Source organism: Sorangium sp. So ce834 (assembly GCF_051521425.1).
Classification (GTDB): domain Bacteria; phylum Myxococcota_A; class Polyangia; order Polyangiales; family Polyangiaceae; genus Sorangium; species Sorangium cellulosum_D.
In genome coordinates this window covers 6,110,617-6,137,059 of sequence record NZ_CP150351.1, presented here as the reverse complement: position 1 = coordinate 6,137,059, position 26,443 = coordinate 6,110,617, and the positions used below count along the sequence as shown (strand labels likewise).

Below are 26,443 nucleotides of genomic sequence, written 5' to 3'. Positions count from 1 at the left end.
CCGCGCGGGCGCCGTTTGGTCCGCGGGGGGCCCTGGGCTAAGGTCACGCCGTGCCCTGGCTCGCCGAGCTCGCCCTGCACCTGAGCCGCGCACTGCACCTCGCGGTCCTCGCGATCGCGCCCACGTGGCTCTCGCCCGAGCCGCTGCCGCCGTCCGCGCTCGCGCTCTCCGGCGCGCTCTCGGCGGCCGCGCTCGCGGCGGCGCTCGGCCTGTCGGCGTGGTTCGCCGCGCGGCTGGACACGCGGCTCGCCAGGAACGGCGCGGCGCTCCTCTGGCTCGCGCTCGCGGCGGCGCTCGCGGCCCCGCTCTATTACCGCGGGCCTCGCGCGCCGCTCGCGCAGGGCGCCGTGCTCGTCGCCGTGCCGCTGTGGGTGGCGCTCGCGACGCTCGCCGCGGCCGCGGCGGAGCAGTGGCTCGGCTCGGCCTTCAAGCACCGGCGGATGGGCGCCGCCATCGTCGTGATCGGCCTCGGCGCCGTCCAGCTGGTCGGCGCGGCGCCCCTGCTCGGGTCGCGTGAGCGGATGTGGTGGGCGGCGCTGCGCCGCGACGGCGCGCACCTGCGCGCGGTCGACGAGCTCGCGAGGCCGCTCCTCGAGCGGCGCAAGCTCGACGAGCTCGACGCGGTCGCGGCGCGCTGCCTGAAGATGCACCCCGCCGCGGCCGCGCCCGCGGCGCCGGCCACGTGCGCCTGCCTCTCGCTCCGCGCCGAGGCGAGGCTGCATTCCAGGAACGCCGTCGCCGCGCTCCGCGACGCCGAGGCGGCGCGCGAGCGATGCCCGGAGCAGAAGAGCGCGCGCGCCGTCCTGGCCGAGGCGCTCGCCGTCGCCGGCCGCCCCGAGCGCGCGCGCGCCGAGGCGCAGGCCGCGCTGGAGGACGGCGGCGATCCGTCGCGGCTCCGCTACGCGCTCGCCCTCGCGCTCCAGCGCGAGGGGCGCCTCTCGGAGGCCAGGGCCGAGGTGGAGCGCGCGATCGAGGCCGGCGCCGGCCGGAAGGCGCAGCTGCTCGCGGGCGCGCTCGCGATCCTCGCCGGGGATCTCGACGGAGCCAGGGCGCGCCTCGCGCCGCTCGCCGAGCAGGATCCCTCGGACGCCGAGGCGCTCTACAACCTCGCGCTCGTCGCCGACAAGCGCGGCGACTACAACGGCGCGCGCCAGGGCTACCTCGCCGCCCTGAAGGCCGATCCGAGGAACGCCGACGCGCGCTACAACCTCGCGCTCCTGACGTTCCGCGCGGGCATCCTCGAGGAGTCGCGCCACCACGTGCGCAAGTTCATCGACGCGTTCCCGGACGATCCGCGGGGCCGACAGCTCGCGCAGACGACGGGCACGCCGCTCGACGCCGCGGGCGGGGGCAGCGCGCCGCCGGCCCGGTCCGGCGCGCGGCGGCCTCCGCAGGAGCCCGCGGCGAGCTCGGGCTCGCGCTAGGCTCGCGTTAAGCGCGCGCTATGACAGCGCGCTTCGTGACGCGCGGCACAAGCCGCGCCCGCGGCGACGTCGTCCAGATGCGGTTTTTCACGGCGCAAACGTGACCCTGGACGGCCATTTGTGATATCCGAGAAGGTCTGGGAGGCTCCGTGACACCCGCCGCGGGGAACACCGTTGCCGATCGCTTTCGCCTGGTGCGTCCGCTCAGGCAAGGCGGGATGGGCTCGGTGTGGCTCGCTCAGCACATCGGCCTCGACATCCCGTGCGCGATCAAGTTCATGCACGCGCAGGGGGTGTCGAAGGAGGTGCGGCTCCGCTTCGAGCGGGAGGCGAAGGTCGCAGCGCAGATCCGGAGCCCCCACGTGGTACAGATCCTGGACCACGGTGTGTGGCAAGGGGCGCCGTACATCGCCATGGAGTACCTCGAGGGCGAGGACCTCGACGCCCGCATCCAGCGGGTGGGGCGGCTCGACCCGTACGACACGATGGCGATCACGGCGCAGGTGGCGCGCGCGCTCACCCGGGCGCACGCGGCCGGCCTGGTCCACCGCGATCTCAAGCCGGCCAACATCTTCCTCGTCCGGGACGACGACCGCGAGATCGCCAAGGTGCTCGACTTCGGCATCGCGAAGGACAGCACGCCCCGGGTCACCTCCACGACGAAGACCGGCTCGCTGCTCGGGACCCCCGCGTACATGAGCCCGGAGCAGGCGCAGGGGACCAAGAGCATCGATCACCGCTCGGACCTCTGGTCGCTCGCCGTCGTCGTGTTCGAGTGCCTGACCGGCAAGCTCCCGTTCAACAGCGAGGCGTTCGGCGATCTGCTCCTCAAGATCATGGTGAAGCCGCTGCCCGTGCCGTCGCAGCTCGCCCCGGTGCCGCCCGGCTTCGACGCCTGGTGGGCCCGCGCCGCGTCGCGCGAGCCCGAGGCCCGCTTCCAGAGCGCGAAGGAGTTCTGCGACGCGCTCGCGGTCGCCCTCGACGTCGCGAGCGACAGCTTCGAGTCGAGGACGAGCCTCGTCGGCCCGTTCCGGCCGTCCGGCGAGCGCATCTCGGTGGAGCTCGGGTTCTCCCCGCGCTCGAAGGAGAGCGCCACGCTGGTCGACCCGGGGCCCGACAGCGCCGCGCCGTCGTTCGGCGACGCGGCCACGCTGGTCGCGTCGTCGGAGGCCGAGGCCCAGCGGATCTCGTCGAGCGCCGGCATGACGGTGGCCTCGCCGGGGGAGGCGGAGACGGCGGGCCGCCAGATGCGGTCGCACACCGCCAGCGCGCTGGTCTCGGTGGTGTCTCCCCCGATCCGGCGGCCCATCGTCGGGCGGGTGCTCGCCGCCTCGGGGGCCTGCGCGGTCGTGCTCGTCGCCGTCGGGTTCTTCGCCCTGCGCGGCGCGGGCCCCAGCGCCCCGGCCCAGCCGCTCGCGCAGCCGGCCCCGCCGTCGTCGACGCCGTCGGCGTCCGACGCGCCGCCGGGGCCCGACGCCGTGGCGTCGGCCGCCGCGCCGGCGAAGGAGCCCGAGCCGCCCGCCTCGGCGGCCGGCTCTGCCGCGCCGGCGCCGCCGGCGTCGACGAGGGCGGCGCCGCGCGGCCCGCGCGCGCCCGCGGCGCAGCCCGCTCCGGCGAGGCCGCGCGCCCCGGCGCCGGCGGGCAGCGCGCGCCGCAAGCCGAAGCCGACCGACTTCGGCATCTGAAGTTCACCGCAGCACCTCGCACAGACCTCGCTCGTATGGCTCGTCGACTAGGGATCGCTTCCTTGCTGCTCGCGCTGACCTGCGCGCCCGCCGCGCTGGCGCAGGTCTCGGACGCCGATCGCGCGACGGCGCGCTCGCTCGCCGTGGAAGGCCAGGAGGCCCTCGACCGGAAGGACTTCTCCGCCGCGCTCGATCGGTTCCGCCGCGCCGACGCCATCATCCACGCCCCGACGCTGCTGCTCGGCGTCGCGCGCGCCCAGGTGGGACTGGGCGCGTGGATCGCGGCCCAGGAGTCGTACAGCCGCATCGTCCGCGAGGGGGCGCCGGAGAAATCGCCCGAGCAGTTCTTCGAGGCGATCGCGGCGGCCCAGCGCGAGCTCGACGCGCTCGCGCCCCGGATCCCGCAGGTGCTCATCTCGGTGCGCGGGCCGGAGACCGCCGCCGTCACGATCGACGGTGAGCCCGTGCCGCGCGCCGCGCTCGGGGTCAAGCGGCCGGTCGATCCCGGCGATCGCACCGTGCGCGCCGAGGCGGCGGGGTTCGCGCCGGTCGAGGCGAAGGTGACCCTGGCGGAGGGCGCGAGCGAGACCGTCGCGCTCGAGCTCAAGCCGCTCGCGCCGCCGCCCCCGCCCGCGCCGCCCCGGCCGGTCGCGCCGGCGCCCGACGCGGGCCCTGGCGCTGCTTCGGGGGGCAGCGCCCGCACCGTGCTGGGGATCGCCGCGCTGGGGCTCGGCGGCGTCGGCCTCGCGGCCGGCGCGGTGGGCGGCGTGCTCGCGATCGGCAAGCACCGCGACCTCTCGGACCGCTGCCCTGCCGACCGGTGCGACCGGTCGCTCCAGGGCGACGTCGACAGCTACCATGCGATGGGCACCCTCTCGACGGTCGGGTTCGCGATCGGCGCCGCGGGCGTCGGCGTCGGGACGTTTCTTCTCCTCACGGCGCCGAGATCGCCGCAGCGCGCCGGGATATCGATCACGCCCGTGATCGGGCTCGGCTCCGCGGGAGCGAAGGGGAGTTTCTGATGCGCCACGCGTTCGGGGTCGGCTTGATGCTCACCGTTGCCGTCGCGACCGCTCCCGCGTGCACGAGCTTGCTCGGGGACTTCGCGGTGGGGGAGGGGGCCGGCGCGAGCTCGTCTGGCGGGTCCTCCGGCGGGTCCTCCGGCGGGTCCTCCGGGTGCGCGGCCGGCATGGCGGACTGCGACGGCGACGGCGAATGCGAGATGAGCGTGGACGCCGACCCCCTGAACTGCGGCGCCTGCGGCGCGGAGTGCCTGAACGGCGGGACGTGCCGCGACGGCAGCTGCAGCGGGGTCACGGAGATCGCGCGCGGGTACCCGACCCCGCAGAGCGCGAACGGGAAACACCTCTTCATCTACCGGGACGAGGTCTACTGGACGGCCGGCGAGAGCGCGAACGGCAGCGTGCAGAAGGTGCCGGTCAACGGCGGGCCGGTCACGCTCCTCGCCGATGGGCAGAATGCGCCGTACGGGATCGCCGTCAACGAGCACGGCGTCTTCTGGGCCAACCTCAACGCCAAGAACATCATGTGGGTGGATCGCGAGGGGAGCGAGGACCCGAAGGAGATCGTCGACTCGAACTACGCGACCCTCGGCGTGGCGGCGGACGATCGCGAGGTGTTCTGGACGCAGCGCGCGGCCGGCATCGGCATGCCCGGGAAGGGGAGCCTCATCGGTCAGATCGAGATGCCCGACGGCTGGCCGGACGACCGGTTCCACGGGGACGAGCGCGCGTCCCCGCACCTCATCGCGCTCGACGATGAGTTCGTGTACTGGGTCGATCGGAGCGCGCGCGGCACGGTGAACCGGACGCGTCGAGGCACCGGCCAGACGGACAAGCTGGCGGACAACCAGCCGTTCCCGTACGCCATCGCCGTCGACGACGCCTACGTCTACTGGACCAACAGCCCGCGCAGCGGCAACGGCGGCGACGCGGAAGCCGCCGTGATGCGGGCGCGGAAGGACCGCTCGGGGGCGCCGGAGGCGCTCTGGACGCCCGCCGACGACGACGTGGCGCACCCGTCCCCCGACTGCATCGCCGCCGACGATGAGCAGAACGGCTTCGTCTACTGGACCGATCAGGGGACCCCCCGCGTCCTACGCAAGCGCAAGGACGGCACGGGGCGGCAACAGGTGCTGCACGAGGGCGGCAGCCCGCGCGGGATCGCGCTCCACGGCGGGTTCGTGTTCTGGGTGGAGGAGAAGGGCTCCGGCGGGGTGCGCAAGCGGCCCCTCTGAGGAGGGGCGCGCCCGGCGCGGCCTCGCCCGGGCGCCGGGCGCGCGGGCTCAACCCGCCGCGTCGCGCAGCCGGTCGACGTCGACGCCCAGCCGGCCCGACGTGTCGTCGGCCGCCGAGACGACCCGCGCGCCCTGGAGGATGTCGCGCGCAATGAGCTGCGTGGAGAGGATCGCGCAGAACGCCATGTCGTCGGTGTTGCTCATCGACTTGCCGCCGGTCTTGCGGCACTTCGCGACGAGCGACGCGACCGGCTGCGGCTGCCAGATGCCCGCGTCCTTGATGGCGTCCGGCGACAGGCACGCCTCGACGTAATCCGGCGACCCGCCCCCGAAGAACGGCTGCACCACCGGCGCGCGGTACGGCTGCTTCTTCCGCGCGAGGACGCCGGGCGGCAAGAGGTCGCCCATCGCGCGCTTGAGCACGTGCTTCTCGTCGAGGGTGCGGAGCTTGAGCGCGTCGGGCAGCGCGTCCGCCACGTCCATCACGTTTGGATCGAGGAACGGGAAGCGACCCTCGACCGAGTTCGCCATCATCATGCGCTCGCCCTGCGAGGAGAGCAGGTAGCCGGAGAGCAGGGTGGCGATCTCCAGGTACTGCGCGCGCGCGAGCGGCGTCCAGCGCATGAAGTCCGCGGGCAGCTGCTCCCTCAGGCGATCGGCGGCCGCGGTCTGGGCGACGCCCTCGCGCATCGCGGGGTCGAGCATCAGCTTGATGCGGCTCGTGGCGTCCCACCGCGGGCGGTGGGAATAGAACGGGTCGTCCGTCTGCGCGAGGTTCCGCCCGAAGAACGCCTTCGCCATCTCGACCTGCGCGACCGGCGACCGCTGCAGGTAGGGGTAGAGCCGGAGGAGGAGCTGGGGCCGGAGCTTGCTGTCCGGGTGGCGCGCCCAGAAGCGGCGGACGCGGTCCTCGCGGAAGATGTCGTAGCCGGCGAAGAACTCGTCGGCGCCTTCGCCGGTCAGCACCACGCGGTAGCCGCTCTGCCGGACGAGGCGCGCCAGGATGAACAGCGGCGCCGGGGCGGTGCGCAGGAGCGGGGCCTCGGCGTGGTAGACGACGTCCGGGAAGACGCGGGCGATGTCGGCGTCGCCGCACTGGATCGAGGCGTGGGACGTGCCGAGGTGCGCGACGGCGTCGCGCTGGTGCTCGGCCTCGTCGAACTCGCGCTCGGCGAACTCGACCGAGAACGTGCGCAGCGGCACCTCGCGGTTCGAGGCGATCAGCGCCGCGACGATCGTCGAGTCGAGGCCGCCGCTCAGGTAGCTGCCGACGGGGACGTCGGCGCGCAGGCGGATCGTCGAGCCGCCGCGGACCGCCTCGCGCACGCTCGAGACGAGCGCCGCCTCGTCGTCGACCAACCCGCGCGCGCGCCCGACGGGGAACTCGGGCCGGAAGCGGATCGAGACGCGCGGCGCCACGTCGCGATCGAGATCGAGCGTCGCCACCGAGCCCGGCGGGATCTGCTGGATGCCCTCGTACGGGGTGAGCGGGGCGACCGGCGCCCAGAACGTCAGGGCCTCGTCGAGCCCGTCGCGGGAGATCGCGCGGGGGATGGTGGGGTCCTGGAAGAGCGACTTCACCTCGCTGGCGAAACGGAGGACGCCGCGGTGGACCGTCCAGAAGAGCGGGTTGATGCCGACGCGGTCGCGCGAGAAGAAGGCGCGCCTCCGCTTCACGTCCCAGAGGACGAACGCCCACTGGCCGTTCAGCCGATCGACCATGGTCTCGCCGTACTCGGCGTAGGCGTGGATCAGCGCCTCGGTGTCGCTCTTGGTCCGGAAGTGGTGGCCCTTCTGCGTCAGCTCCTCGCGGAGCTCGATGTAGTTGAAGATCTCGCCGTTGAAGCAGACCCAGAGCGTCTCCTCGGCGTTGGCCATCGGCTGCCAGCCGCCGTCGAGGTCGATGATCGACAGGCGGGCGTGGGCCAGCGCGACGTGGCGATCGCGGTAGATGCCGAACCCGTCGGGGCCGCGGTGGCGGAGCGCCCGCGCCATCCTGAGGGCCAGGTCGCGGTCGGGGTTCGGCGCGTCGGAGCGTAGGTTGATCAGGCCGGCGATACCGCACATATCAGATGAGCTCGCTCTTCTTGACTTTGCCGCTCGCCGTCTTGGGGAGCGCGTCCATGAACTCGACGAACTTGGGCACGGCGACCTCGTCGAGCTCGGACCGCACCTTCTTGCGGACGTCGTCGGCTGTCACCGCGGCGTCGGGGTCCTTCACGACGGCGGCCTTCACCGCGACGCCGAGCACCTGATCCGGCACGCCGACGACCGCCACCTCGACCACGCCCGGGACCTTGCAGATCACGGACTCGACCTCGAGGGGGCTCACCTTCTCGCCGCGGGTCTTGATGATGTCGTCCTTGCGCGCGACGAAGTAGAGGTACCGCTCCTCATCCATCTTGAAGAGGTCGCCGGTGTGGAGCACGACCTCGCCCGGGAGGGGCCCCGGCCGGAGCGCGCGCGCGGTCGCGTCGGGGTTCTTCCAGTAGCCGCGCATCACGTTGGGCCCGCGCACGACGAGCTCGCCCACCTCGCCCGGCTCCGCTCGCGTGCCGTCCTCCCGCTCGATCCAGAGCTCCTCGTTCGGCATCGCGATGCCCACGGAGGACGGCCGCTCCAGCGAGAGCGACGGCGGCAGGTAGCAGACGCGCGTACACTCGGTCTGGCCGTACATCGCGAAGAAGGAGGCGCGCGGGAGGAGCTCGCGGAGGCGCAGGAGCTGCGGCGCGGGGAGGCCGTACGCGGCGTTCGTCATGTAGCGGAGCGCCGAGAGGTCCGCCTTCGCGAAGTTCTTCAGCGACAGCATCGAGGCGAAGATCGTCGGCACGCCCGCGAAGCCGGTGGCGCGCTCGTCGGCCAGCTTCTGGACGATGGGCCACGGCATGGAGAAGCCCCTCTCGAGCACGATGGTCCCGCCGAACGCGTGCGTCACGAGCAGCTGGAAGAGGCCGTAGGTGTGCGACAGCGGGAGCACGCAGAGGATCACGTCGTCCGCCGTGTGCTCGAGGTACGCGCCGATGGCCGCGCTGCTGTTGCGCAGGTTCTGGTGCGTCAGCATGACCCCCTTCGACTCGCCCGTGCTGCCGCTCGTCCAGCAGAGCGTCGCGAGGTCGAGCTCGATCGCGCGGCGCTCGGGCGCCTCGCTCGGCGCGGCGGCCAGCGCCTCCTGGAAGTCGCGCCCCTCGGGCGAGGGGCCGGCCGCGGCGGCCGGGGGCGCGGCGCCGCTCAGGAACGTCGCCGCCGGCCGCGCGGCGGGCGGGAGCTCGGCCACGGCCGCGAGCCCCTCGCGCATGCTGCGCGCCGCCACGAGCGCGCGCGGCTCGGCGAGGGCCATGACCTGGCCGAGGCGCCGGGGCCGCATCGCGGTGCCGAGCAGCGACGGCACCCCGTCGGCCCGGAGCGCGCCGTAGTACGCGACGACCGCGTCAACGCCGTTGTCGAGCGCGATCATCACGCGATCGCCGCGCTGCACGCCGGACGCGCGGAAGAGGGCGCCGCAGCGGTCGGCGAGCGCGTCGAGCTCGCGGTACGTGAGCCGCCGCCCCTCGGAGACCAGCGCGACGTGGTCGGGGCGCGAATCGGCGAACGATCGCAGCGCGGAGTCGATGAGGAAGCGATCCGAGCGCGGATCGCGGCGAGCGGTGTGCTGCGTGCTCATGCGCCCCCCGTGGGTGTTCGGGCTAGTTGCTGCTCTTCTTCCCGCTGACGTAGGTCACGAGCCGGGCGATCGAGCCGAAATTCTCCGGCACCATCTCCTCGTCGGCGACCTGGATGCCGAGGTCCTGCTCGAGGAACTGGACGATCTCGAGGACGGCCGTCGAGTCGAGGATTCCTTGATCGAGCAAAGGGACCTCGGCCCCCAGATCGGCGGTAGCGCCCCTGTATCCGAACGAGGTGACCAGGAAGTTGCGAATCGTCGATTCGATGCTGGAAGTGCTCATGGAGTTAACTTCTACGTCTATCACCCCCCAGGCTTACCTGTCGAGGACACTCGGAGGAGCCGCGTCCGGGTTCCAGCGCGCAGATCGCCCGAGGGCGCTGTCCGTCTCTCGCCTCTGTCCGGCGCTGGTCGCCGCGGGACGGACGCTGCCGAGGTGAGAGTCGCGACTCGCGATCTCGTCGCGAGTCCGTCGTGGTCGTGGGGCGCTCTCTCGCCGAGGGGCGCGGATCGTCAGGCGTGGCCCTGGTCGCGGACGAGCAGCGGCTGCGCGTGGAGGTACTGCGCCACGCGGCGCTTCGCCTCGATGTCCTTGAACACGCGCTCGACCTGCTCCGGCGTGATGCCGACGGCGGGCGCCGCCTCCGCGGCCGGTACCTTGTTGTTGTAGGCGTAGAGGCAGAGGTCCATCTTGTCGTAGGGGAGCGCGAAGTAGAACTCGTCCTGTCCCTGCGGCAGCGAGAACGTGTCCGTGGTCGGCGCGCGCCTGCGGATGTCGGCGGGGACGCCGATGTACTCGGCGAGCGCGTAGACCTGGCTCTTGTACAGGTGCGCGATCGGCTTGAAATCCGCGGCGCCGTCGCCCTGCTTCACGAAGAAGCCCTGATCGTACTCGAGCAGGTTCGGCGTGCCGGCGACGGCGTAATTGAGCCTGTCCGCGTGGTAGTACTCCATCATCTTGCGGATGCGCTGCTTGAAGTTCGTCGCGGCGACGAGCTGCAGGTACGCGTTCAGCGGCATCCGCTTCACCCGCGGCTCCTCGCCGGGCGGCTGCGCCGTCAGCTGCGAGACGTTCAGCCGGTCGCTCTCGAGGATCGAGGGCAGGGTGATCTTGAACTTCCAGCTCTCGTTGTAGTCCGGGTAGACCATCCGGATCGCCTCGTCCTGCCGCTCGTAGCAGCGGAGGCCGGTGAGCGCGGGCTTGATGTTCTCGATGACCGACTCGATGCCGAGGTGCTCGGCGAGCAGCTTGCCGAGCCGTAGCGCGTCATCCGAGGTGTCGCGCTCGGGCATGAAGATGCCGAGCACCTTGTCCTTGCCGAGCGCGCGAGCGCACAGCGTCGAGACGACGGAGCTGTCGATCCCGCCCGAGATCCCGACCACGGCCCCGCGCCGCCGCAGCGTACCGAATACCTGATCCCGGATGGCCTGCTCGATCTCTTGCGCTACCGCCGGGGCATCGATCTTGAGGACGTCTCGCGAAAACATGGTTGGCATCCACCCTTTCAAAAAGATGGACCAGCCTATTAAAACGCGGCGCGGCAGGGAACCCCGTTCGCCGCGGGCCGCCGCAAGCCCGCGCGGCCACGAGGGAACAGCGCGTCCGGCCCCGGCGCGCTGCTCCCTCCCGTCCGCTCGTGATTGTTCGGGCTCGCGGCCCACTCGCCGCGCGCTGACGTTGACGCCGGCCGCGCGAGCGCGCGGCCGGCGTCAGACCGCGGGCCGCGGCTCGCCGGTCGCGGAGAACTCGTTGGCCTCCGCGGCCAGGACCCAGAGCACCGCCATCCTGACCGCGACGCCGGCCTCGACCTGGTCGAGGATGACGCTCTGCTGGCCATCGGCGACGCGCGGATCGATCTCCACGCCCCGGTTCATCGGCCCCGGGTGCATCACGATCGCGTCCGGCTTGGCGAGCGCGAGCCGGGCCGGGCTCAGCCCGAAGGTGCGGCTGTACTCGCGCGTGCTGGGCAGGAAGCTGCCGCTCAGCCGCTCGCGCTGCACCCGCAGCATCATCACCACGTCGGCGCCCTCGAGGGCGGGCTCGATCCGGTCGTAGAGCGTCGCGCCGAGCGACTCGCCCGCGACCGGGAGGAGCGTGCGCGGCCCGGCGAAGCGGACCCGCGCGCCCATCGTCGTGAGCAGGTGCGCGTTCGAGCGGGCCACGCGGCTGTGGACGATGTCGCCGCAGATGGCCACCTCCAGCCCCTCCAGCCGCCCCTTGGCGCGCCGGATCGTGAACGCGTCGAGCAGCGCCTGCGTCGGGTGCTCGTGCGTGCCGTCGCCCGCGTTGACGACCGCGGCGCGCGTGCGCGCGGCGATGTAGTGCGGCGCGCCCGACGCGCTGTGCCGGATGACGAGGACGTCGGGCTGCATCGCCTGGAGGTTCTGCACCGTGTCGAGCAGCGACTCCCCCTTGACGGCGCTCGAGGTGGAGACGCTGATGTTGATCACATCGGCGCTGAGCCGCTTGCCCGCGAGCTCGAACGACGTCCGCGTGCGCGTCGAGGGCTCGTAGAACAGGTTCACGACCGTCTTGCCGCGGAGCGTGGGCACCTTGCGGACGCTCCGCCGGGAGACGTCGAAGAGCGACTCGGCGGCGTCCAGGAGGGCCACGATCTCGGGGCGCGTCAGCCCCTCGATGCCGAGCAGGTGTCGGTGCGGGTAAATCCTCCTCATGCGCTGGCTTACGTTCCTTCCGGGGGAGAGGGGGGCTCCGAGATCTTGGCGCCGGCGGCGGTGACGAGAGCCCAGAGCTCGCCAGCGCGCTCCACCACATCGACGCGCTGCCCGGGGGCGAGCTCGACCGCGCGGACGACGTAGTCGGGGTGAATCGGCAGCTCCCGGCCGCCGCGATCGACGAGCGCGACGAGCTCGATCCGCTGCGGCCGCCCGTAGTCGAGCACCGCGTCGAGCGCCGCGCGGATGGTGCGGCCGGTGTAGATCACGTCGTCGATCAGCACGATGCGCCGGCCGTCGACGGGGAAGGTGATGTGGCTGGGGCCGATGCGCGGGTTCGGCAGGGCGGTCGCGGCGTCGTCGCGGTAGAGCGTGATGTCGACGGCGCCGACCGGCGGCGCCTGCCCCTCGGTCTCGAGGAGCAGCGCGGCGAGCCGCTTGGCGAGCGGCTCGCCGCCCCGCCGGATCCCGATGAGCGCCAGATCGTCCACGCCGCGGCCGCGCTCGGCGATCTGGAGCGCGATGCGCCGCAGGCCGCGCCCGATGGCGGCCGGGTCGAGCAGAGCTTCCATGGCGCGGCGAGGGCTAGCACAGCGAGCGCCCTGCACCCAAGGGCCGCGTGCGCCGCCCGCCGGATCGCCCGCTCGCCCGGGGGGGCGCGCCGCCTCCGGGCCCTCGCGCGGCGGCGGGACGGACGGCGCGGCGCCGCCGCGGCGCCGGCGCGGTCAATCCGGCTGGTGGAGGACGCGCTGGGTGCGCTCGAAGAAATAGAACCGCTCGAAGCCCGCGCGCTGGAACGTGAGCGCGCCGAACGCGTTCACGGCGATCGCGACCGCGCCGAGGGCGTAGAACGGCGCGCCGAAGCGGCGGCCCCCGACGGCGATCATGGCGAAGAGGAACGGGGCGAAGTCGTTGGAGAAGCGGTAGCCGAACTGGATCCAGCCACTGTTCTGGTAGAAGAGGCTCGGCAGCGCGACCGCGGCCGCCGTGGCGGCGAGCGCCCAGAATACGGGCGGCGTGCGCCGGGGCCAGAGCGCCCACGCGTAGATCGGCGTCGTCACCCAGAGCGCGAGGCCGTGCGCGTTGATCTGGAAGGGCGCGCCCTCTGCGTGCGTGTACGGCAAGCTCGTGAGCACCACCGCGAGGTTGCGCGGCAGGTAGTGGTACGAGAAGAGCCCCCACTTCTCGATCCGCGCGCGCCAGGCGATGTGGAGATACCGGTGCCCGAACTCGGCCGCGTCGCCGAACCGCGCGTGGTTGTGCCAGAGCAGCGCGGCGAGGACGAGCGCCGCCGGCGCGGCGAACAGGGCGAGCCGGCGGGCGAGGGTGCGCGGATCGGAGCGGCCGACGCGGAGCGCCTCGCAGAGGAACAGCGGCAGGGCGAAGCCGAGCGGCGTGCGGGTCGCGAAGCCGAGGCCCAGCGCGAGGCCCGCGGCGAGCGGGTGGGCGGCGTCGAGCGCGCAGTAGAGGTAGATGCACGCGAGCGCCACGCCGACGACGTGCGCCGCGAACCACACCGTCCCTTGCACGGCGCTGAACCAGTAGACGCTCCCGAACGCGAAGAGCAGCGCGAGCGCGGCGTTCTCGGCCTGCGTGCGGCGGCTGCGCCGCGACGCCGAGAGCCTCTCGAGCGCGAGGAAGAGGACGGCCGGGCCGACGCCGGCGAACGCCAGGAAGAACTGCCCGTCGCGCACGCGCTCGGCGCTGCCGGCGAGCTTCACGAGCGGCGCGATGAGCACGGCGGGGAAAGGGGGGAAGCTGACGTAGGTGCGATCGCCGAACACGGCGAAGTCGTTGCCGCCCGCGTACGCCGGCGGCGGACCGCCGAGGTCGAGGCGGCCGTGCAGCCACGCCTCCGCCAGCAGGGCGTAGTGGTTGAAGGGCGTGTGGACCGCGAAGAGCTCGCGCGAGGCGCTGGCGCCGTACACGAGCGTCACGAGCGCGTAGAGGGCGAGCGCGATCGCCGCGCGCCGGCTCGCCCGCGGGGCCTCCCCCGAAGGCTCCGGTCGCTCGCCGGCGGCGCCCGCGGCGGGGATCTCGGGCGTGGCGCTATGGTCCATGCGGGGGCGACGCTACCATGCGGCCCCGCCCCGGCGGCGGCTCGCGCTCGGTCTTGCGAGCCAACGCACCCCGCGCTAAACGCTCCGCTTTCACTGGCCCGGAACCCATGTCCCAGATCGCCGTCTCCGCCAACGACATCGACCTCTCCGGCCTCTCGCTGGACGTGCCGCTGCCCACCGACTGGCTGAGCGCAGAGCTCGCCGACGCCGACGTCGCCGGGCGCGCGCCCGGCCACCTCACCGCCCGCCTCTCCCGCACGGGGAACGAGATCGTCGTGCGCGGCCGCGTCAAGGCGCCGGTCGCCACGCCGTGCGCGCGGTGTCTGTCGCCGGCCGCGCTGGACATCGACGCCGAGCTCTCGCTCCTCTTGCGCCCGGCGCCGAAGGCCGAGCCCCACGGGCACGGCCACCGGCGGGACGACGCGGGCCGCAACGGGGCGGCGAAGGCGGGGGCCAAGGGCAAGGAGCCCGAGTACGAGTTCACGGCCGACGAGGCCGACGTCGACACGTACGACGGCGAGACGGTGGTGCTCGATCCGTTCATCCGGGAAGCCATTCTCCTCGAGATGCCGAACTTCCCCTTGTGCTCTGAGGCTTGCCCGGGTATCGGTCCTGCCGCGTCCCGAGAGGACCGCGACGGCGGCTCCTCGACCCTCGCCGGCGGGGCGGAGGAGGACGAGGCCGCTCCAGGCCTCGACCCGCGGCTCGCGCCGCTCAGCGCGCTCCGAGAGAAGCTTGGACAGAAGCCCGGCGGCTCTGACCGGCGCGCGCAATCTGCCTCGACCTCCCCGGCCAAGGCCGGGACACCGAAGAAGAAGACCAAGAAGGAGTAGCTCCGTGGCCGTCCCCAAGAGGAAAACCACCCCCAGCAAGCGCGACATGCGGCGCGCCAACCACGACAAGGTGACCCCCGTCCAGCTCGTCTCTTGCGAGAACTGCGGGGAAGCCCGGCTCCCGCACCGCGCCTGTGGCGCCTGCGGGCACTACAACGGGCGCAAGGCGAAGGCGACCAAGGCGACCGCGGCCACATGACCGGGGCGGGTGCGCGGACGCCGGGGCGCGCGATCGCAGCGCCCGCGCACCCGGGCGCGGCGAAGGCCCAGGCGGACGCGGCGAAGATCCGCGCGGGCGCGCGAGGAGGCCTCGCGTGAGCGCCGCGCGGCCGAACAGCCGCATCCTCGGGACGGGCAGCTACGCGCCGGCCCGGGTCCTGCACAACACCGATCTCGAGAAGATCGTCGACACCTCCGACAGCTGGATCAGCGAGCGGACCGGGATCCGCCGGCGCCACATCGCCGCCGAGGGCGAGCTCACGAGCGACATGGCCGCCGCCGCCGGGCGCTCGGCGCTGGCAGCGGCCGGGCTCTCCGCCGCCGACCTCGACATGATCATCGTCGGGACGATCAGCGGCGACTCCCCGCTGCCCGCCTGCGCCGTGCACGTGCAGCAGAAGCTCGGCGCCCAGGAGATCCCCTCGTTCGACATCTCGGCGGCCTGCGCGGGCTTCGTCTACGGGCTCACCATCGCCGATCAGTTCATCTCCAACGGCGTGGCCCGGAACATCCTCGTGGTCGGCGTCGAGCTGCTCTCGCGCATCCTGAACTGGAAGGATCGCACGACGTGCGTCCTGTTCGGCGACGGCGCCGGCGCGGTCGTGCTCGGGCCTGCGTCCGGCGACGGCAGGGGCATCGTCTCGACGCGGATCTTCAGCGACGGCGGGCTCGCGAGCTCGCTGGTCATCCCGGGCGGCGGCACGGCCGAGCCGCTCACCGCCGAGGGCATCGAGCAGAACCGCAACAAGGTCCACATGGTGGGGCAGGACATCTTCAAGGTCGCCGTGAAGAACCTCTCCAGCGCCTCGCTGATCGCGCTCGAGACGGCGGGCATGACGGCCACCGACGTCGACTGGGTCGTCGCGCACCAGGCGAACCTGCGGATCATCAGCCAGGTCGCCGCGCGGCTCAGCCTCCCGCTGGAGCGGTTCGTGCTGAACATCGAGGAGTACGGCAACACCTCGAGCGCCTCGATCCCGATCGCCCTCGACGAGGCGGTCCGCGACGGGCGCATCAAGCCAGGTCACAACGTCCTGTTCTGCGCGCTCGGCGCTGGCATCTCCTGGGGCGCGTCCGTCGTCCGGATGTGATGGGGCCATGCGCGCGCGCCGGCGTCGGGGTCGAGATCTGCGCGTCCGGGCGGCTGAGCTGGCCCGGCGCGCCGGCATGAGCGGAGATGTGAGCGGCGCGCGCGCGCCTGCCTCATGACGTGGTTCGGGGACGGGCCGCGGCGTCCGCCTCCCCCGCTTGGAAGTGAGGGCAAACGTGAAAATCGCTTGGCTGTTTCCAGGGCAAGGGGCCCAAGAGGTGGGGATGGGCAAGGCCCTCGCCGAGGCCTCGGCGGCGGCGCGCGGCGCGTTCGCGCGCGCGGACGCCGCGCTCGGCGAGCCGATCTCGCGGCTCTGCTTCGAGGGGCCGATGGAGGAGCTGACGAAGACGAGCAACACCCAGCCCGCCATCGTCGCCACGAGCTGCGCCGTGGCCGCCGCGCTCATCGAGCACCTGCCCGACCTCGAGCCGCCGCTCTACGCGGCCGGCCACTCGCTCGGCGAGTACAGCGCGCTGGTCGCCGCCGGCGCGCTCGAGATCGAGGAGGCGGTGCGGCTCTGCCGGGTCCGCGGCGCCGCGATGCAGGAGGCCGTGCCGGAGGGCGAGGGGGCCATGGCCGCGATCATGGGGCTCGACCAGCCCGCGGTGCTCGCGATCTGCGAGGAGGCGGCGCAAGGCGAGGTGGTCGCGCCGGCGAACTACAACGGGCCGGGGCAGATCGTGATCGCCGGCCACAGCCCCGCGGTGGCGCGGGCGCGCGAGATGGCCGCCGCCCGCGGCGGCAAGGCGGTCGCGCTCAAGGTGAGCGCCCCCTTCCACTGCGCGCTGATGCGGCCCGCGGCCGAGCGCCTGCGCCCCGAGCTCGAGCGCACCCAGCTGAGGCCGCTCGCCTTCCCGGTGATCGCGAACGTCGACGCGGCGCCGAACGCCGATCCGGAGCGGGTGCCGTCGCTCCTCCTGCGCCAGGTCGACGGCACCGTGCAGTGGATGCGGACGATCGAGCGCATGGCCGAGGACGGCGTCACGCACGCCCTGGAGATCGGCCCTGGCAAGGTGCTCGCCGGGCTGGTGAAGCGGATCACGAAGCAGATCAAGGTGCTCAGCGTGAGCGACATGGCGGGGATTGAGCGCGTGAGCGCGTTCCTTTCGGAGGCATAGGCATCGATGTTCGACCTTACGGGCAAAGTTGCGATCGTCACGGGTGGATCGCGGGGGATCGGGCGGGCTGCGTCGGAGGCGCTGGCGGCGCAGGGGGCGCACGTGATCGTCAACTACGTGCGCGGGGAGGCCGAGGCGCGCGCGCTCGTCGAGGCGATCACCGCGCGCGGCGGCAAGGCCGAGGCGCTCGGCTTCGACGTCGCGAACCTGCAGGCGACCGAGGCCGCCATCGCCGACGCGGCGAAGCGCCTCGGCCGGCTCGACATCCTCGTCGCGAACGCGGGGATCTCGATCGACGGGCTGCTCCTGCGGATCAAGGAGGAGGACCTGGATCGCCTCTTCGCCGTCAACGTCAAGGGCTCGATCGCGTGCGCCCGGGCCGCGACAAAGGTGATGATGCGCGCGCGCACGGGGCGCATCGTCTTCCTCTCCAGCGTCGTGGCCGAGATGGGCAACGTGGGCCAGGCGGCGTACGCCGCGACGAAGGCGGCCCTGCTGGGCGTGACGAAGTCGCTCGCCCGCGAGTACGCTGGGCGCGGCATCACCGTCAACGCGGTGGCGCCCGGGTTCATCGACACCGACATGACGACGACGATCAGCGCTGAGATGAAAGAGGGGCTGACGAAGATGGTCCCGCTCGGGCGTACGGGCCGGCCGGAGGAGGTCGCCGCGGCGATCACATTCCTGTGCTCCGACGAGGCCAGCTACGTGACGGGCGAGACGCTGCGCGTCAACGGCGGCATGTACGTCTGAGCGCGCTCGTCGGGGGGACGTCGGCAGCCGGGCGTCCGCTCGGCGGCAAACCAGGCGCACACGAAAAAGACGGTCGCAGGTAATTCGATGGTGCAACGCCCATGGCGATGGGCTACTAGGGGGTCCGTTTTCCCGGGAGGAATACCATGGCTGAAGGTCGCGACATCACGGCCGAAGTAAAGCGAATCATCAAGGAACAGCTCGACGTCGACGAGAAGGACATCAAGCCTGAAGCGAGTTTCATCGACGATCTGGGCGCCGATTCGCTGGGCCTGGTGGAGCTTGTCCTCGCGTTCGAGGAGGCGTTCGAGATCGACATTCCGGACGAGGACACGGAGAAGATCCGGACTGTCCAGGATGCGGTCGACTACATCGAAAGGAATGCCAAGAAGTAGCGTCCCCACCGCCCTACCGGACGCGGCGTCACCATGGAGGTGTGATGGCGCGTGAACCGGCGAAGGGTCCGCCCTTCGTCGATGCACGCGTCCTCACCTCTGTGGTGGCGCTAGGGCAAAAAGAGCCATGGAACGCGTTGTCATCACCGGCATCGGGCTCGTTACGCCCAACGGCATCGGGACGCAGGCCACCTGGCAATCTTTGCTGGCTGGCCAGTCCGGTATCGGACCCATCACCCTCTTCGACGCGAGCGCCTTTCCGACGCGCTTCGCCGGCGAGGTGAAGGGGTTCGTCCCGGAGGAGTACATCCCCAAGAAGAAGGTGAAGGAGATGGGCCGCTTCGCCCAGCTCTCCATCGCCGCCTCGCAGATGTGCATGAAGGACGCGGGGATCGAGCTCACCGAGGAGGACCGCGACCAGTGCGGCACCTTCATCGGCGTCGGCCTGGGCGGCCTCGAGTACCTGTTCCAGCACTCGATCACGCTGCACGAGAAGGGCCCCCAGAAGGTCAGCCCCTATTTCATCCCGACGGTCATCGCCAACCTCGCCGCGGGGCAGGTGGCGCTGGCGCTCGACCTGCGGGGCGCGAGCTACTGCAACACGAGCGCGTGCTCGTCGAGCGCGCACTCGCTCGGCGAGGCGTTCGAGTGGATCCGCCGCGGGCGCTCGCACATCATGCTCACGGGCGGCGCCGAGGCGACGATCACCGGCCTCGGCATCGGCGGGTTCTGCGCGATGTTCGCGCTCTCGCGGCGCAACGAGGAGCCGCAGCGGGCGAGCCGCCCGTGGGACAAGGGGCGCGACGGCTTCGTCTGCTCCGAGGGCGCCGGGTCGCTCCTGCTCGAGTCGCTCTCCCACGCGAAGAAGCGCGGCGCGAAGATCTACGCGGAGGTCGTGGGGTACGGCGCCTCGTGCGACGCGTACCACATCACGAAGCCGGCGCCCGAGGGCGCCGGGGCGCAGCGCGCGATGAAGATGGCGCTCGAAGACGCCAGGCTCGCGCCGGACGCGATCGACTACATCAACGCCCACGGCACCTCGACGCCCCAGGGCGACATCGAGGAGACCCGGGCGATCCTGAAGCTCTTTGGCGAACACGCGGCGTCGAAGCGCCTCTGGGTGAGCTCGACGAAGTCGGCGATGGGCCACCTGCTCGGGGGCGCCGGCGGCGTCGAGGCGGCGGTCTGCGCCCTCGCGCTGCATCACGGCGCGGTGCCGCCGACGCTCAACCTGGACGACCCCGAGCCCGAGTGCACCCTGGACTACGTGCCGTTCACCTCCCGCGAGCGCCGCCTGAAGCACGTGATGTCGAACTCCTTCGGCTTCGGCGGGACGAACGTGTCCCTCGTGCTCTCCCAGTTCGACGGCTGATCGCGCGCCGCGCCGGATGGCTCGATGAAGTGCCCATTTTGCGGCCACCTCGAGGACCGGGTCATCGACTCCCGCGCCGGCGGCGCGGGCGACGTGATCCGCCGGAGGCGCGAGTGCGCCTCGTGCGAGCGCAGGTTCACGACCTACGAGCGCGTCGAGGACATCCTGCCGACGGTCGTCAAGAAGGACGGCCGGCGAGAGCCCTTCGACCGGCAGAAGCTCGTGCGGGGGCTCCGCATCGCCTGCAACAAGCGGCCCGTGTCCACCGACCAGATCGAGGCCATCGCCGACGCGATCGAGCGCGAGGCGCAGGAATCCGAGCGGCGGGAGATCCTGTCGACCGAGCTCGGCGAGCGGGTGATGAACCACCTGCGGGCGCTCGATGAGGTCGCCTACGTCCGGTTCGCCAGCGTCTATCGTTCCTTTCGGGACATCGACCAGTTCATGGTCGAGCTTGGCAAGCTTGTGAAGGCCAAGGCGCCCTAGTAGATCCGGCACTTCGATGTCTGCGAAGCTCCCCACCCCCGATCCCGAGTTCGACGCCGCGATGATGCGCCTCGCCATCGAGGAGGCGCACAAGGCGATGCCGTCGCCGAACCCCCCGGTCGGCGCGGTGGTGGTGAACACCGCGGGGGACGTCCTCGCCGTCGCGCACCACACGCGCGCCGGCGAGGAGCACGCCGAGGGGCTCGCGCTCGCGATGGCCGGGGACGCGGCGCGCGGCGGGACGCTCTACGTGACGCTGGAGCCCTGCAACCACGAGGGTCGCACGCCGCCCTGCGTGGACGCGGTGCTGAGCGCCGGCATCAAGCGCGTCGTCATCGGCGCGCCCGATCCGAACCCCGGGGTGGTCGGCGGCGGGGCGCAGCGGCTCAGCGACGCCGGGCTCGCCGTCGAGCTCGGCGTGGCCAGCGCCGATGCCCGCGCGCTGATCGCGCCCTGGACCAAGTTCATCACGACCGGCATCCCCCACATCGCGCTCAAGCTCGCCCTGTCGCTGGACGGCCGCATCGCGACCCGCACGGGGGCCTCCAAGTGGGTCACCGGCCCGGAGGCGCGCGCCAAGGTGCAGGAGCTCCGCTCGCGCCACGACGCGGTGGCGATCGGGATCGGCACCGCGCTGGCCGACGACCCTCGCCTCACCCTGCGCGAGGCGGGGCTCCCGCCGGGCGGGCGGAGCCCCATCCGGCTCGTCTTCGACACGCGGCTCCGGCTGCCGCTCCACACGCGCCTGGCGCAGACGGCGCGGGATGTGCCGACGTGGGTGCTCACGGGCGCCGACGCGCCCGAGGCGGCCGAGCAGGTCCTCGTGGACGCGGGCTGCGTCGTCCTGCGCGCGCCGACCTCGGCGGAGGGCCGGGTCGACGTGACCGCCGCGATGCGCCTCTGCGCCTCGCAGGGGATCGTCTCCATCCTCGTGGAGGGCGGGGCCGAGCTCGCCGGCAGCCTGCTCGCGTCGCGCCTGCCGGACGAGCTCCACGCCTTCGTCGCGCCCATCCTGCTCGGCCCCCGCGGCCGGCCGGGCGCGGTCGACTGGGCCGGCCCGGACACGCCGGGGGACGCGCCCCGGATCGTCGATCCGCGCTGGGAGCTCTGCGGCCGCGACGCGTACGTCAGCGGCCCTCTGGCCTTCCCGGCGCGCAGCTGACCGGGGCGCGGGCGCGGCTCAGCCCGTCGCCTCGGCGCCGCGCTTCTGCATCTTCCGCTGGACGATGCGCTTCTTGAGCGTGCCCATCCGGTCGATCATCAGCATGCCGTCGAGGTGATCGAGCTCGTGCTGGATGGCCACGGCGAGCAGGCCGTCGGCCGCGATCTCGAACGTCGCGCCGTCGCGCCCGCGGGCGCGGACGCTGACGCGCTCGGCGCGCTTGATGTCCTCGCTGATGCCGGGGAACGACAGGCAGCCTTCGGGGCCGACCTGCTGTCCGTCCTGCCGGACGATCTCCGGGTTGATGAACACGAGGAGGTTGCTCGGCTCGTTGTCGGAGGCGACGTCGACGAGGAAGATGCGGTGTGGCTCCCCGATCTGCGTGGCCGCGAGGCCGACGCCGGGCGCGGCGTACATGGTCTCGGCCATGTCGTCGATAAGCTTGGTGATCTCGGGGGTGATGTCCCCGACCGGCTGCGCCTTCTGTCGCAGGCGCGGGTCGGGATAGTGGAGGATGGTGCGGATGGCCATGGCTGTTCAACAGCATAACCTCCGTTTCTCGCCGGCGCCCGTCAAGACGTTCTCACCGCGCGCCGGAGATTCGTGCGCTTCTGGTCTCTGTTTGCTCGTGCTTGCTCGTGCTTGCTCGTGTTTGACCGTGCTTGCCCGTGACGGCGCTGGCCGGCGGGGCTAGCGGTTGCGCCGGAACGAGGTCGACGTGTCGACGCTGAGCCCGCGCGACTGGAGATCTTCCACGATGTCCGGCACCAGCCCGGAGGGGTGGAACGTCCCCTCCAGCGCGCCGCCGGCGGCCGTCCGCTCGACCACGAACGTGAAGACGTCGCGGATGGCGATCTGCCCGTTCTCGAGCGCGAGCTCGGCCATGCGGAGCACGCGGTGGCGGCCGTCGCGGAGCAGGGCGATCTCGATCGCCAGGTCGAACGACGACGCCAGCCACTCGCGCGCCGCCTCCGGCGTGATCCCCGGGCGGGTCGCGGCGATGTCCGCGGGGAGCCGCGTCACCGCCTGGCGCAGCGTGGGCGCCCGGGCGGCCGCGAGCACGCCGTCCATGCCGCCGCCGATCGCGTCGACGATCTCGGCCGCCACGTGGCCCGAGAACGAGCTCACCACGACCCGCTCCGGCCGGAGGCGCACGGCCGCCTGCACCGCACGCGCCCGCTCGGCCGCCGTGCTGCCGAGCGCGATGGACAGGGTGTTGGGCTGATCGAGGGCGAGCTCGTCCTCGTCCTGGAGCACGACGAACCGATCGTCGGGCTGCGCCGCGGCCGCGAGCGCGCCGAGCAGCCAGCCCGTGCCGGCGTCCCGCGTCCCCGTGACGAGGAGGTTGCCGCGCCCGATCACGCACTGGGAGAGCAGGACGGCCATCGCGCGCGAGATCGTCCCGTTGCGCACCAGGTCCTCGAGCGTGACGTCGGGGCGCTGCGGCTTCCGGATCACCAGCGTGGAGGTCGCCGCCGGCGGGAGCACGGCGAAGAGCCGCCGCCCCTGCGGCAGCGTCCGCTCGACGAAGCGCGCGTCCGGCTCGAGCGGCTGCCCGGCCATCGCGCAGAGCCGATGGATGACGCGGTCGACCGCGCGATCGCTGCTGAACCCGACCTCCGTGATGACGCGCCGGCGCCCGTGCATCGCGATCACGTGGTCGTGGCGGAACACCTGGATCTCGCCGACCTCGGCGTCGTCGAGCAGGCGATCGAGCGGGCCGAGCGTGAGCAGCTCCCGCTGCGCGTCGGCCATGAGCGCCTCGGCGTCGACCTCGGCGGGGAGCTCGCCCGCCGCGCGCATCGCCTCCGCGCCCGCGGCGATGGCCTGCTCGATCCGCTGGGCGAGCGCGCCGTCCGGCGGCGCCCCGCCGTCGAGCGGCGCGAGGTCGACCAGGTCGGCGAGCCGCTCCACGAGGCGCGCGAGCGCCCTGCGGTGCGCCACGGCCTGCGCCGAGTCGCCTTGCCCCCGGTCGACCCGGTCCGAGACGGGCGGGATGGCGCGCCGGCTGGGGATGGGGACCACGCTGGGGTGGACGGCGACGTTCGCGGCGCCCTGCGGCGGCGCGACGGTCGCGCCGCCCTGTCCCGGCAGCGGGGTCGCGGTCGGGTAGGGGCGCGGCATCTGCGTGGTCGGGTGGACGGGGGGCGCCACGGCGCGGCCGTCGCGCGCGCCCGGGGCGTTCGGCGTCGCCGGAGGGATCGGCAGGGGCGGAGGACCGGACGCGCCGCCCTGCGCGCCCGGCGCGATGGGCGGGCGAGGCGAGGGGATGCGCGGCGGGCCGGGGACGGGCATCGCGGCGTCGGCCGACTCGTCCGGATCGTGCTCGAGCGGGAAGTGGCTGATCACGCCCTGGCTGGTGCGCGATGGCTCGCCCTTCTCGTTGATCAGCGGCAGGGGCGCCGACCGGTGCAGCCCCTTCTCGGCGGACGGCGGCGCGCGGTCGGCGAGGTGGGAGGGATCGCCGGTGCCCGTCTCCTCCGGCACGCGCGCCGGGGGCGCGGTGCTGTCCGGGGGCGCCGTTCCGGCCGCCGCCGTCTCGATCCGCAGCACGAAGTCGCCGATGTAGATCTTGTCGCCCTCGCGGACGATCGTCGCCTGGGCGATCTTCCGGCCGTTGACGTACGTGCCGTTCGTGCTCTTGAGATCGGTGACGATGAAGCGCCCGTCGCGGAAGAGCAGGCGGGCGTGCCGCTTCGACACGTTGCCCTTCGGCAGCATCAGGTCGTTACCCTGCACGCGGCCGACGTTGATCTCTGTCCGGTCGAAGGTTTCGCGGCGCTCCGCGCCCCCTTTCTCGCTGATGATCACCGAGAACATCTCGTCGCCTCGCGGGGCCAGGGCGGAGGTGAGACCCGATGCCCTCGCCACGCCATACGAGCAAGCTCGAACAGACATGTCAACGAGATGCCTTCGGATCGTGCTCACGGGCGGCGAGCGGGCGCGCGGGCGGGCGCGCGGGCGTCGGCTCGCGCGCCCGCGCCGGCCGCGCTCAGCGGGGCGCAGCGCAGGTGGCGCGCGCAGGCGCCGCTCGAGGGAGCCGCACCGCGCCACGCGCGCAGGGGGGCACGCCGGCGGCGCGTCGCCGGACAGGCTGAGCCATCGCCGGCCAGCGGCGCGACGTCGGCGGGCCGTCGCCGGGCATGCGACATCTCGATGGCCGCGTCGAGGGGCGCGAGGCCATCGCGGCCGCGTCGAGGGGAGCGAGGCCATCTCGCGAGCCGCGTCGAGGGCCGCTAGGCCATCTCGCGAGCCGCGTCGAGGGCCGCTAGGCCATCTCGCGAGCCGCGTCGAGGGGCGCTAGGCCATCTCGCGAGCCGCGTCGAGGGGCGCGACGCCATGCGCGGGTCGACGCACAAGGCTCTTCGATAAGAGCGCAAATCTTGACAGCCGCGCGAATCCTGCTTCGCACCGCGAGGCAACCCCGTGATTGATCGTGCTTCCGTACTCGCGGTCAGGATCTGCTGTACGGCGGGGCATTCCCGTCGGAAGCTGCTGCAAGGAGCGACTGCCGGTGAGGCGGTGCGGCCTCGCGCGAGCGCGGGTCGAACCATCATCGCTGCTTGACCTTGGCGCATCGGGCCGTTTACGTTGGCGCCCGCTCGGACCGGGGAGAATCGTCGAAGTCGCCGCGCATGCACATCAACCAGCGGCTGGGCAGCCGCCCTGCGCAAGCTGGATTTGTCTACGAGGGGGGTTTTGCTGCAAGCAGCCAAGCCCGCATCGGAATCATAGGAGGCCACAGCCGCGGCCGCGGCCTCCTCCCGACTCCCAGCCTGCGCGCCTCGGGTATCGACGAGCTCTGAAGTGGAGGAAATATGGCAGTTGGCAAGGTAAAGTGGTTCAACGACGAGAAGGGCTGGGGATTCATCAAGCAGGAGACTGGCCCCGACGTCTTCGTTCACTATTCGCAGATCAACGGGGAGGGGCGCCGCCGTCTGTTCGAGGACGAGACCGTCGAATTTGAGATCAAGGAAGGTCCCAAAGGTCTCCAGGCGGTCAACGTGATCCGCGCCACCGCCTGAATTTCCTCCTGACCAGCGCCCCACCGGACTGCCAGCGCAGCGCCCCCGCTGCGATCGAACCACCCCACCTCCGAGCCCGATCATCGCGCGCCCGCACGGCGGGTGCTTCGCGTTGCGGATGATCTGCGCGCGGCGTCCGGTGGGGCGCCCGGCAGAGCGCCGCGTCGCGCCGGGCGCTCCGCCGAGCGCGGGACGCGCTCAGCGCTCGGGGACCGGGACCTCGCGAAACGCCTCTTGACCCGGGACGAAGCGGTGGGAGGTGATGCCCCTGATCGCCCCCGCGTCGTCGACCTCGTAGACGTTGAACCCGGCCATCCGCTCGTCGCTCTCGTGGAGCAGCGAGGCGCTGGCGGCGCCCACGGCGTCGATGTGACCCCGCTCGGTGTGCAGCTTCCGGTGAATGCGGCGGTGCAGGTGCCCGTGCAGCAGCAGGCCGCGGCTGACGTGCCGGAGCAATCGCCCCTCGGCCGCGGCGTCTCCCAGGCCCTCCAGCAAGGTCTTCGCCCGGCTCGCCGGGTTGTGGAAGGGGTGGTGCTGGAGCACGATCGGCGTCCGCCGCCGCACCTCCGGGTGCGACAGCACGCGCTCCAGCGCGCGCAGCTGGACCGGGCCGAGCCGCCCCGAGGCGACCAGCGGCGGACGGGGCCAGGCGGTCGACAGGCCGATGAACGCCACCGGCCCGCGCAGGTGGACGAAGGGGAACGCCGAGCCACCGCCGTCGCCGCGGGGCGCGCCGTCATCGCGCTCGTCCGCGTCGTCGAGCGGGAGGTCGGACCGCAGGTACGGCGCGAAGTACTGGGAGAACCGCTGCGAGCGGTGCGCGCCCTTCGTGTACGCGTCGTGGTTCCCCGGGACGAGGCTCACCCGCTCCGGAGGGAGCCCGAGATCGCGCTGCAGAAAGCTGCGGACGAGGACGAACTCCCGCTCGAGCGCGAGGTTCGACACGTCGCCCGTGATGACGACGTGGTCGACGCCGAGCCGCCGGATCTCCTTCGCCGCCGCGTGCACCGCGTGCGGCTTGTGGATGGCGCGGCGCCGGAAACGGAGGTTGATGTAGCCCGTGAGCCGCTTGTTCAGCAGCCGGAACGGGATGGCCCCCTCGAGGGACAGGAGGTGGAGATCAGAGAGGTGCGCGATCCTCACGGGCGCAGTATGGGCCCTTCCGGCGCGGCGGCCAACCGCGGCGCGGGCTCATCGCCGTCCGCGCGCGAGCGGCGCCGCGCGCGT

24 protein-coding genes are annotated in these 26,443 nt (G+C 72.7%); 14 read left to right on the top strand and 10 right to left on the bottom strand.

The window, feature by feature from the left end:
• Window positions 1–50 precede the first annotated feature (50 nt).
• The 4 genes from WMF20_RS22200 (at window position 51) to WMF20_RS22185 (ending at window position 5,366) form a co-directional block, all read left to right on the top strand.
• Window positions 51–1,424 (top strand): tetratricopeptide repeat protein, encoded by a 1,374-nt coding sequence (locus tag WMF20_RS22200; RefSeq protein ID WP_437616576.1) that lies wholly within the window; start codon window positions 51–53, stop codon window positions 1,422–1,424.
• Window positions 1,425–1,573: 149 nt separating this feature from the next.
• Complete coding sequence (locus tag WMF20_RS22195; RefSeq protein WP_437616574.1) at window positions 1,574–3,109, top strand: serine/threonine-protein kinase; 1,536 nt, start codon at window positions 1,574–1,576, stop codon at window positions 3,107–3,109.
• A gap of 62 nt (window positions 3,110–3,171) precedes the next feature.
• The gene (locus tag WMF20_RS22190; protein ID WP_129576233.1) at window positions 3,172–4,131 is read left to right on the top strand and encodes a PEGA domain-containing protein; all 960 of its coding nucleotides are present in this window, start codon (window positions 3,172–3,174) and stop codon (window positions 4,129–4,131) included.
• A complete protein-coding gene (locus WMF20_RS22185) occupies window positions 4,131–5,366 on the top strand; it encodes a lipoprotein receptor (protein WP_437616572.1) in 1,236 nt (411 codons plus the stop codon). Before WMF20_RS22190 ends, WMF20_RS22185 begins: the two co-directional genes overlap by 1 nt.
• A 48-nt stretch (window positions 5,367–5,414) precedes the next feature.
• On the opposite strand, the gene asnB is transcribed toward WMF20_RS22185, so the two are convergent.
• From asnB to WMF20_RS22150, 7 genes are all read right to left on the bottom strand, one after another.
• Window positions 5,415–7,433 carry an asparagine synthase (glutamine-hydrolyzing) gene (asnB, locus tag WMF20_RS22180; RefSeq protein WP_437616570.1) on the bottom strand — a complete coding sequence of 673 codons (2,019 nt, stop codon included), beginning with the start codon at window positions 7,431–7,433 and terminating at the stop codon, window positions 5,415–5,417.
• Window position 7,434: 1 nt separating this feature from the next.
• Complete coding sequence (locus WMF20_RS22175; protein WP_437616568.1) at window positions 7,435–9,027, bottom strand: class I adenylate-forming enzyme family protein; 1,593 nt, start codon at window positions 9,025–9,027, stop codon at window positions 7,435–7,437.
• A gap of 22 nt (window positions 9,028–9,049) precedes the next feature.
• A complete protein-coding gene (locus WMF20_RS22170; RefSeq protein ID WP_437616566.1) occupies window positions 9,050–9,310 on the bottom strand; it encodes an acyl carrier protein in 261 nt (86 codons plus the stop codon).
• Between the two features lie 230 nt (window positions 9,311–9,540).
• Window positions 9,541–10,515 carry an NAD(+) synthase gene (gene nadE, locus WMF20_RS22165; protein ID WP_437616564.1) on the bottom strand — a complete coding sequence of 325 codons (975 nt, stop codon included), beginning with the start codon at window positions 10,513–10,515 and terminating at the stop codon, window positions 9,541–9,543.
• Window positions 10,516–10,737: 222 nt separating this feature from the next.
• Window positions 10,738–11,703 carry an aspartate carbamoyltransferase catalytic subunit gene (locus WMF20_RS22160; protein WP_129576227.1) on the bottom strand — a complete coding sequence of 322 codons (966 nt, stop codon included), beginning with the start codon at window positions 11,701–11,703 and terminating at the stop codon, window positions 10,738–10,740.
• Between the two features lie 8 nt (window positions 11,704–11,711).
• On the bottom strand, window positions 11,712–12,275 hold the full coding sequence (gene pyrR, locus WMF20_RS22155) for a bifunctional pyr operon transcriptional regulator/uracil phosphoribosyltransferase PyrR (protein ID WP_437616562.1): 564 nt from the start codon (window positions 12,273–12,275) through the stop codon (window positions 11,712–11,714).
• 153 nt (window positions 12,276–12,428) lie between these two features.
• Entirely contained in the window at window positions 12,429–13,763 is a 1,335-nt protein-coding gene (locus WMF20_RS22150) for a hypothetical protein (protein WP_437616560.1), read from the bottom strand.
• Window positions 13,764–13,870: 107 nt separating this feature from the next.
• Here WMF20_RS22150 and WMF20_RS22145 point away from each other — a divergent pair, with 107 nt between their 5' ends.
• The 9 genes from WMF20_RS22145 to ribD all read left to right on the top strand — a co-directional run bounded on the left by WMF20_RS22145 (window position 13,871) and on the right by ribD (window position 21,191).
• Window positions 13,871–14,596 carry a YceD family protein gene (locus WMF20_RS22145; protein ID WP_437616558.1) on the top strand — a complete coding sequence of 242 codons (726 nt, stop codon included), beginning with the start codon at window positions 13,871–13,873 and terminating at the stop codon, window positions 14,594–14,596.
• A 4-nt stretch (window positions 14,597–14,600) separates the two neighbouring features.
• Entirely contained in the window at window positions 14,601–14,795 is a 195-nt protein-coding gene (gene rpmF / locus WMF20_RS22140) for a 50S ribosomal protein L32 (protein ID WP_020736516.1), read from the top strand.
• 115 nt (window positions 14,796–14,910) lie between these two features.
• Window positions 14,911–15,906: a beta-ketoacyl-ACP synthase III gene (locus tag WMF20_RS22135; protein ID WP_437616556.1), complete on the top strand. Its 996-nt coding sequence runs from the start codon at window positions 14,911–14,913 to the stop codon at window positions 15,904–15,906.
• 175 nt (window positions 15,907–16,081) lie between these two features.
• A complete protein-coding gene (gene fabD, locus WMF20_RS22130) occupies window positions 16,082–17,023 on the top strand; it encodes an ACP S-malonyltransferase (RefSeq protein WP_437616554.1) in 942 nt (313 codons plus the stop codon).
• Between the two features lie 6 nt (window positions 17,024–17,029).
• On the top strand, window positions 17,030–17,776 hold the full coding sequence (gene fabG / locus WMF20_RS22125; protein ID WP_437616552.1) for a 3-oxoacyl-ACP reductase FabG: 747 nt from the start codon (window positions 17,030–17,032) through the stop codon (window positions 17,774–17,776).
• Between the two features lie 146 nt (window positions 17,777–17,922).
• Window positions 17,923–18,171, top strand: coding sequence for an acyl carrier protein (gene acpP, locus WMF20_RS22120; RefSeq protein ID WP_020736512.1), 249 nt, complete (start codon window positions 17,923–17,925; stop codon window positions 18,169–18,171).
• Between the two features lie 127 nt (window positions 18,172–18,298).
• A complete protein-coding gene (fabF, locus tag WMF20_RS22115; protein ID WP_129576220.1) occupies window positions 18,299–19,543 on the top strand; it encodes a beta-ketoacyl-ACP synthase II in 1,245 nt (414 codons plus the stop codon).
• Between the two features lie 24 nt (window positions 19,544–19,567).
• Window positions 19,568–20,029, top strand: coding sequence for a transcriptional regulator NrdR (gene nrdR, locus WMF20_RS22110; protein ID WP_020736510.1), 462 nt, complete (start codon window positions 19,568–19,570; stop codon window positions 20,027–20,029).
• A gap of 16 nt (window positions 20,030–20,045) precedes the next feature.
• On the top strand, window positions 20,046–21,191 hold the full coding sequence (gene ribD, locus WMF20_RS22105) for a bifunctional diaminohydroxyphosphoribosylaminopyrimidine deaminase/5-amino-6-(5-phosphoribosylamino)uracil reductase RibD (RefSeq protein WP_437616550.1): 1,146 nt from the start codon (window positions 20,046–20,048) through the stop codon (window positions 21,189–21,191).
• Window positions 21,192–21,209: 18 nt separating this feature from the next.
• On the opposite strand, the gene def is transcribed toward ribD, so the two are convergent.
• On the bottom strand, window positions 21,210–21,722 hold the full coding sequence (def, locus tag WMF20_RS22100) for a peptide deformylase (protein ID WP_437616548.1): 513 nt from the start codon (window positions 21,720–21,722) through the stop codon (window positions 21,210–21,212).
• 159 nt (window positions 21,723–21,881) lie between these two features.
• Window positions 21,882–24,011, bottom strand: coding sequence for an ATPase, T2SS/T4P/T4SS family (locus WMF20_RS22095; protein WP_437616546.1), 2,130 nt, complete (start codon window positions 24,009–24,011; stop codon window positions 21,882–21,884).
• Between the two features lie 998 nt (window positions 24,012–25,009).
• Between WMF20_RS22095 and WMF20_RS22090 the strand changes: the two genes are divergently transcribed.
• Window positions 25,010–25,216, top strand: coding sequence for a cold-shock protein (locus WMF20_RS22090; RefSeq protein ID WP_012236438.1), 207 nt, complete (start codon window positions 25,010–25,012; stop codon window positions 25,214–25,216).
• A 198-nt stretch (window positions 25,217–25,414) separates the two neighbouring features.
• On the opposite strand, the gene WMF20_RS22085 is transcribed toward WMF20_RS22090, so the two are convergent.
• Window positions 25,415–26,359, bottom strand: coding sequence for a metallophosphoesterase family protein (locus tag WMF20_RS22085; RefSeq protein ID WP_437616544.1), 945 nt, complete (start codon window positions 26,357–26,359; stop codon window positions 25,415–25,417).
• Between the last annotated feature and the right edge of the window lie 84 nt (window positions 26,360–26,443).

Coding starts and splice junctions, on each gene's coding strand:
- WMF20_RS22185 (WP_437616572.1), top strand. CDS start 4,131: ATGCGCCACGCGTTCGGGGTCGGCTTGATGCTCACCGTTGCCGTCGCG.
- asnB (WP_437616570.1), bottom strand. CDS start 7,433: ATGTGCGGTATCGCCGGCCTGATCAACCTACGCTCCGACGCGCCGAAC.
- WMF20_RS22175 (WP_437616568.1), bottom strand. CDS start 9,027: ATGAGCACGCAGCACACCGCTCGCCGCGATCCGCGCTCGGATCGCTTC.
- WMF20_RS22170 (WP_437616566.1), bottom strand. CDS start 9,310: ATGAGCACTTCCAGCATCGAATCGACGATTCGCAACTTCCTGGTCACC.
- nadE (WP_437616564.1), bottom strand. CDS start 10,515: ATGTTTTCGCGAGACGTCCTCAAGATCGATGCCCCGGCGGTAGCGCAA.
- WMF20_RS22160 (WP_129576227.1), bottom strand. CDS start 11,703: ATGAGGAGGATTTACCCGCACCGACACCTGCTCGGCATCGAGGGGCTG.
- pyrR (WP_437616562.1), bottom strand. CDS start 12,275: ATGGAAGCTCTGCTCGACCCGGCCGCCATCGGGCGCGGCCTGCGGCGC.
- WMF20_RS22150 (WP_437616560.1), bottom strand. CDS start 13,763: ATGGACCATAGCGCCACGCCCGAGATCCCCGCCGCGGGCGCCGCCGGC.
- WMF20_RS22145 (WP_437616558.1), top strand. CDS start 13,871: ATGTCCCAGATCGCCGTCTCCGCCAACGACATCGACCTCTCCGGCCTC.
- fabG (WP_437616552.1), top strand. CDS start 17,030: ATGTTCGACCTTACGGGCAAAGTTGCGATCGTCACGGGTGGATCGCGG.
- acpP (WP_020736512.1), top strand. CDS start 17,923: ATGGCTGAAGGTCGCGACATCACGGCCGAAGTAAAGCGAATCATCAAG.
- fabF (WP_129576220.1), top strand. CDS start 18,299: ATGGAACGCGTTGTCATCACCGGCATCGGGCTCGTTACGCCCAACGGC.
- nrdR (WP_020736510.1), top strand. CDS start 19,568: ATGAAGTGCCCATTTTGCGGCCACCTCGAGGACCGGGTCATCGACTCC.
- ribD (WP_437616550.1), top strand. CDS start 20,046: ATGTCTGCGAAGCTCCCCACCCCCGATCCCGAGTTCGACGCCGCGATG.
- def (WP_437616548.1), bottom strand. CDS start 21,722: ATGGCCATCCGCACCATCCTCCACTATCCCGACCCGCGCCTGCGACAG.
- WMF20_RS22095 (WP_437616546.1), bottom strand. CDS start 24,011: ATGTTCTCGGTGATCATCAGCGAGAAAGGGGGCGCGGAGCGCCGCGAA.
- WMF20_RS22090 (WP_012236438.1), top strand. CDS start 25,010: ATGGCAGTTGGCAAGGTAAAGTGGTTCAACGACGAGAAGGGCTGGGGA.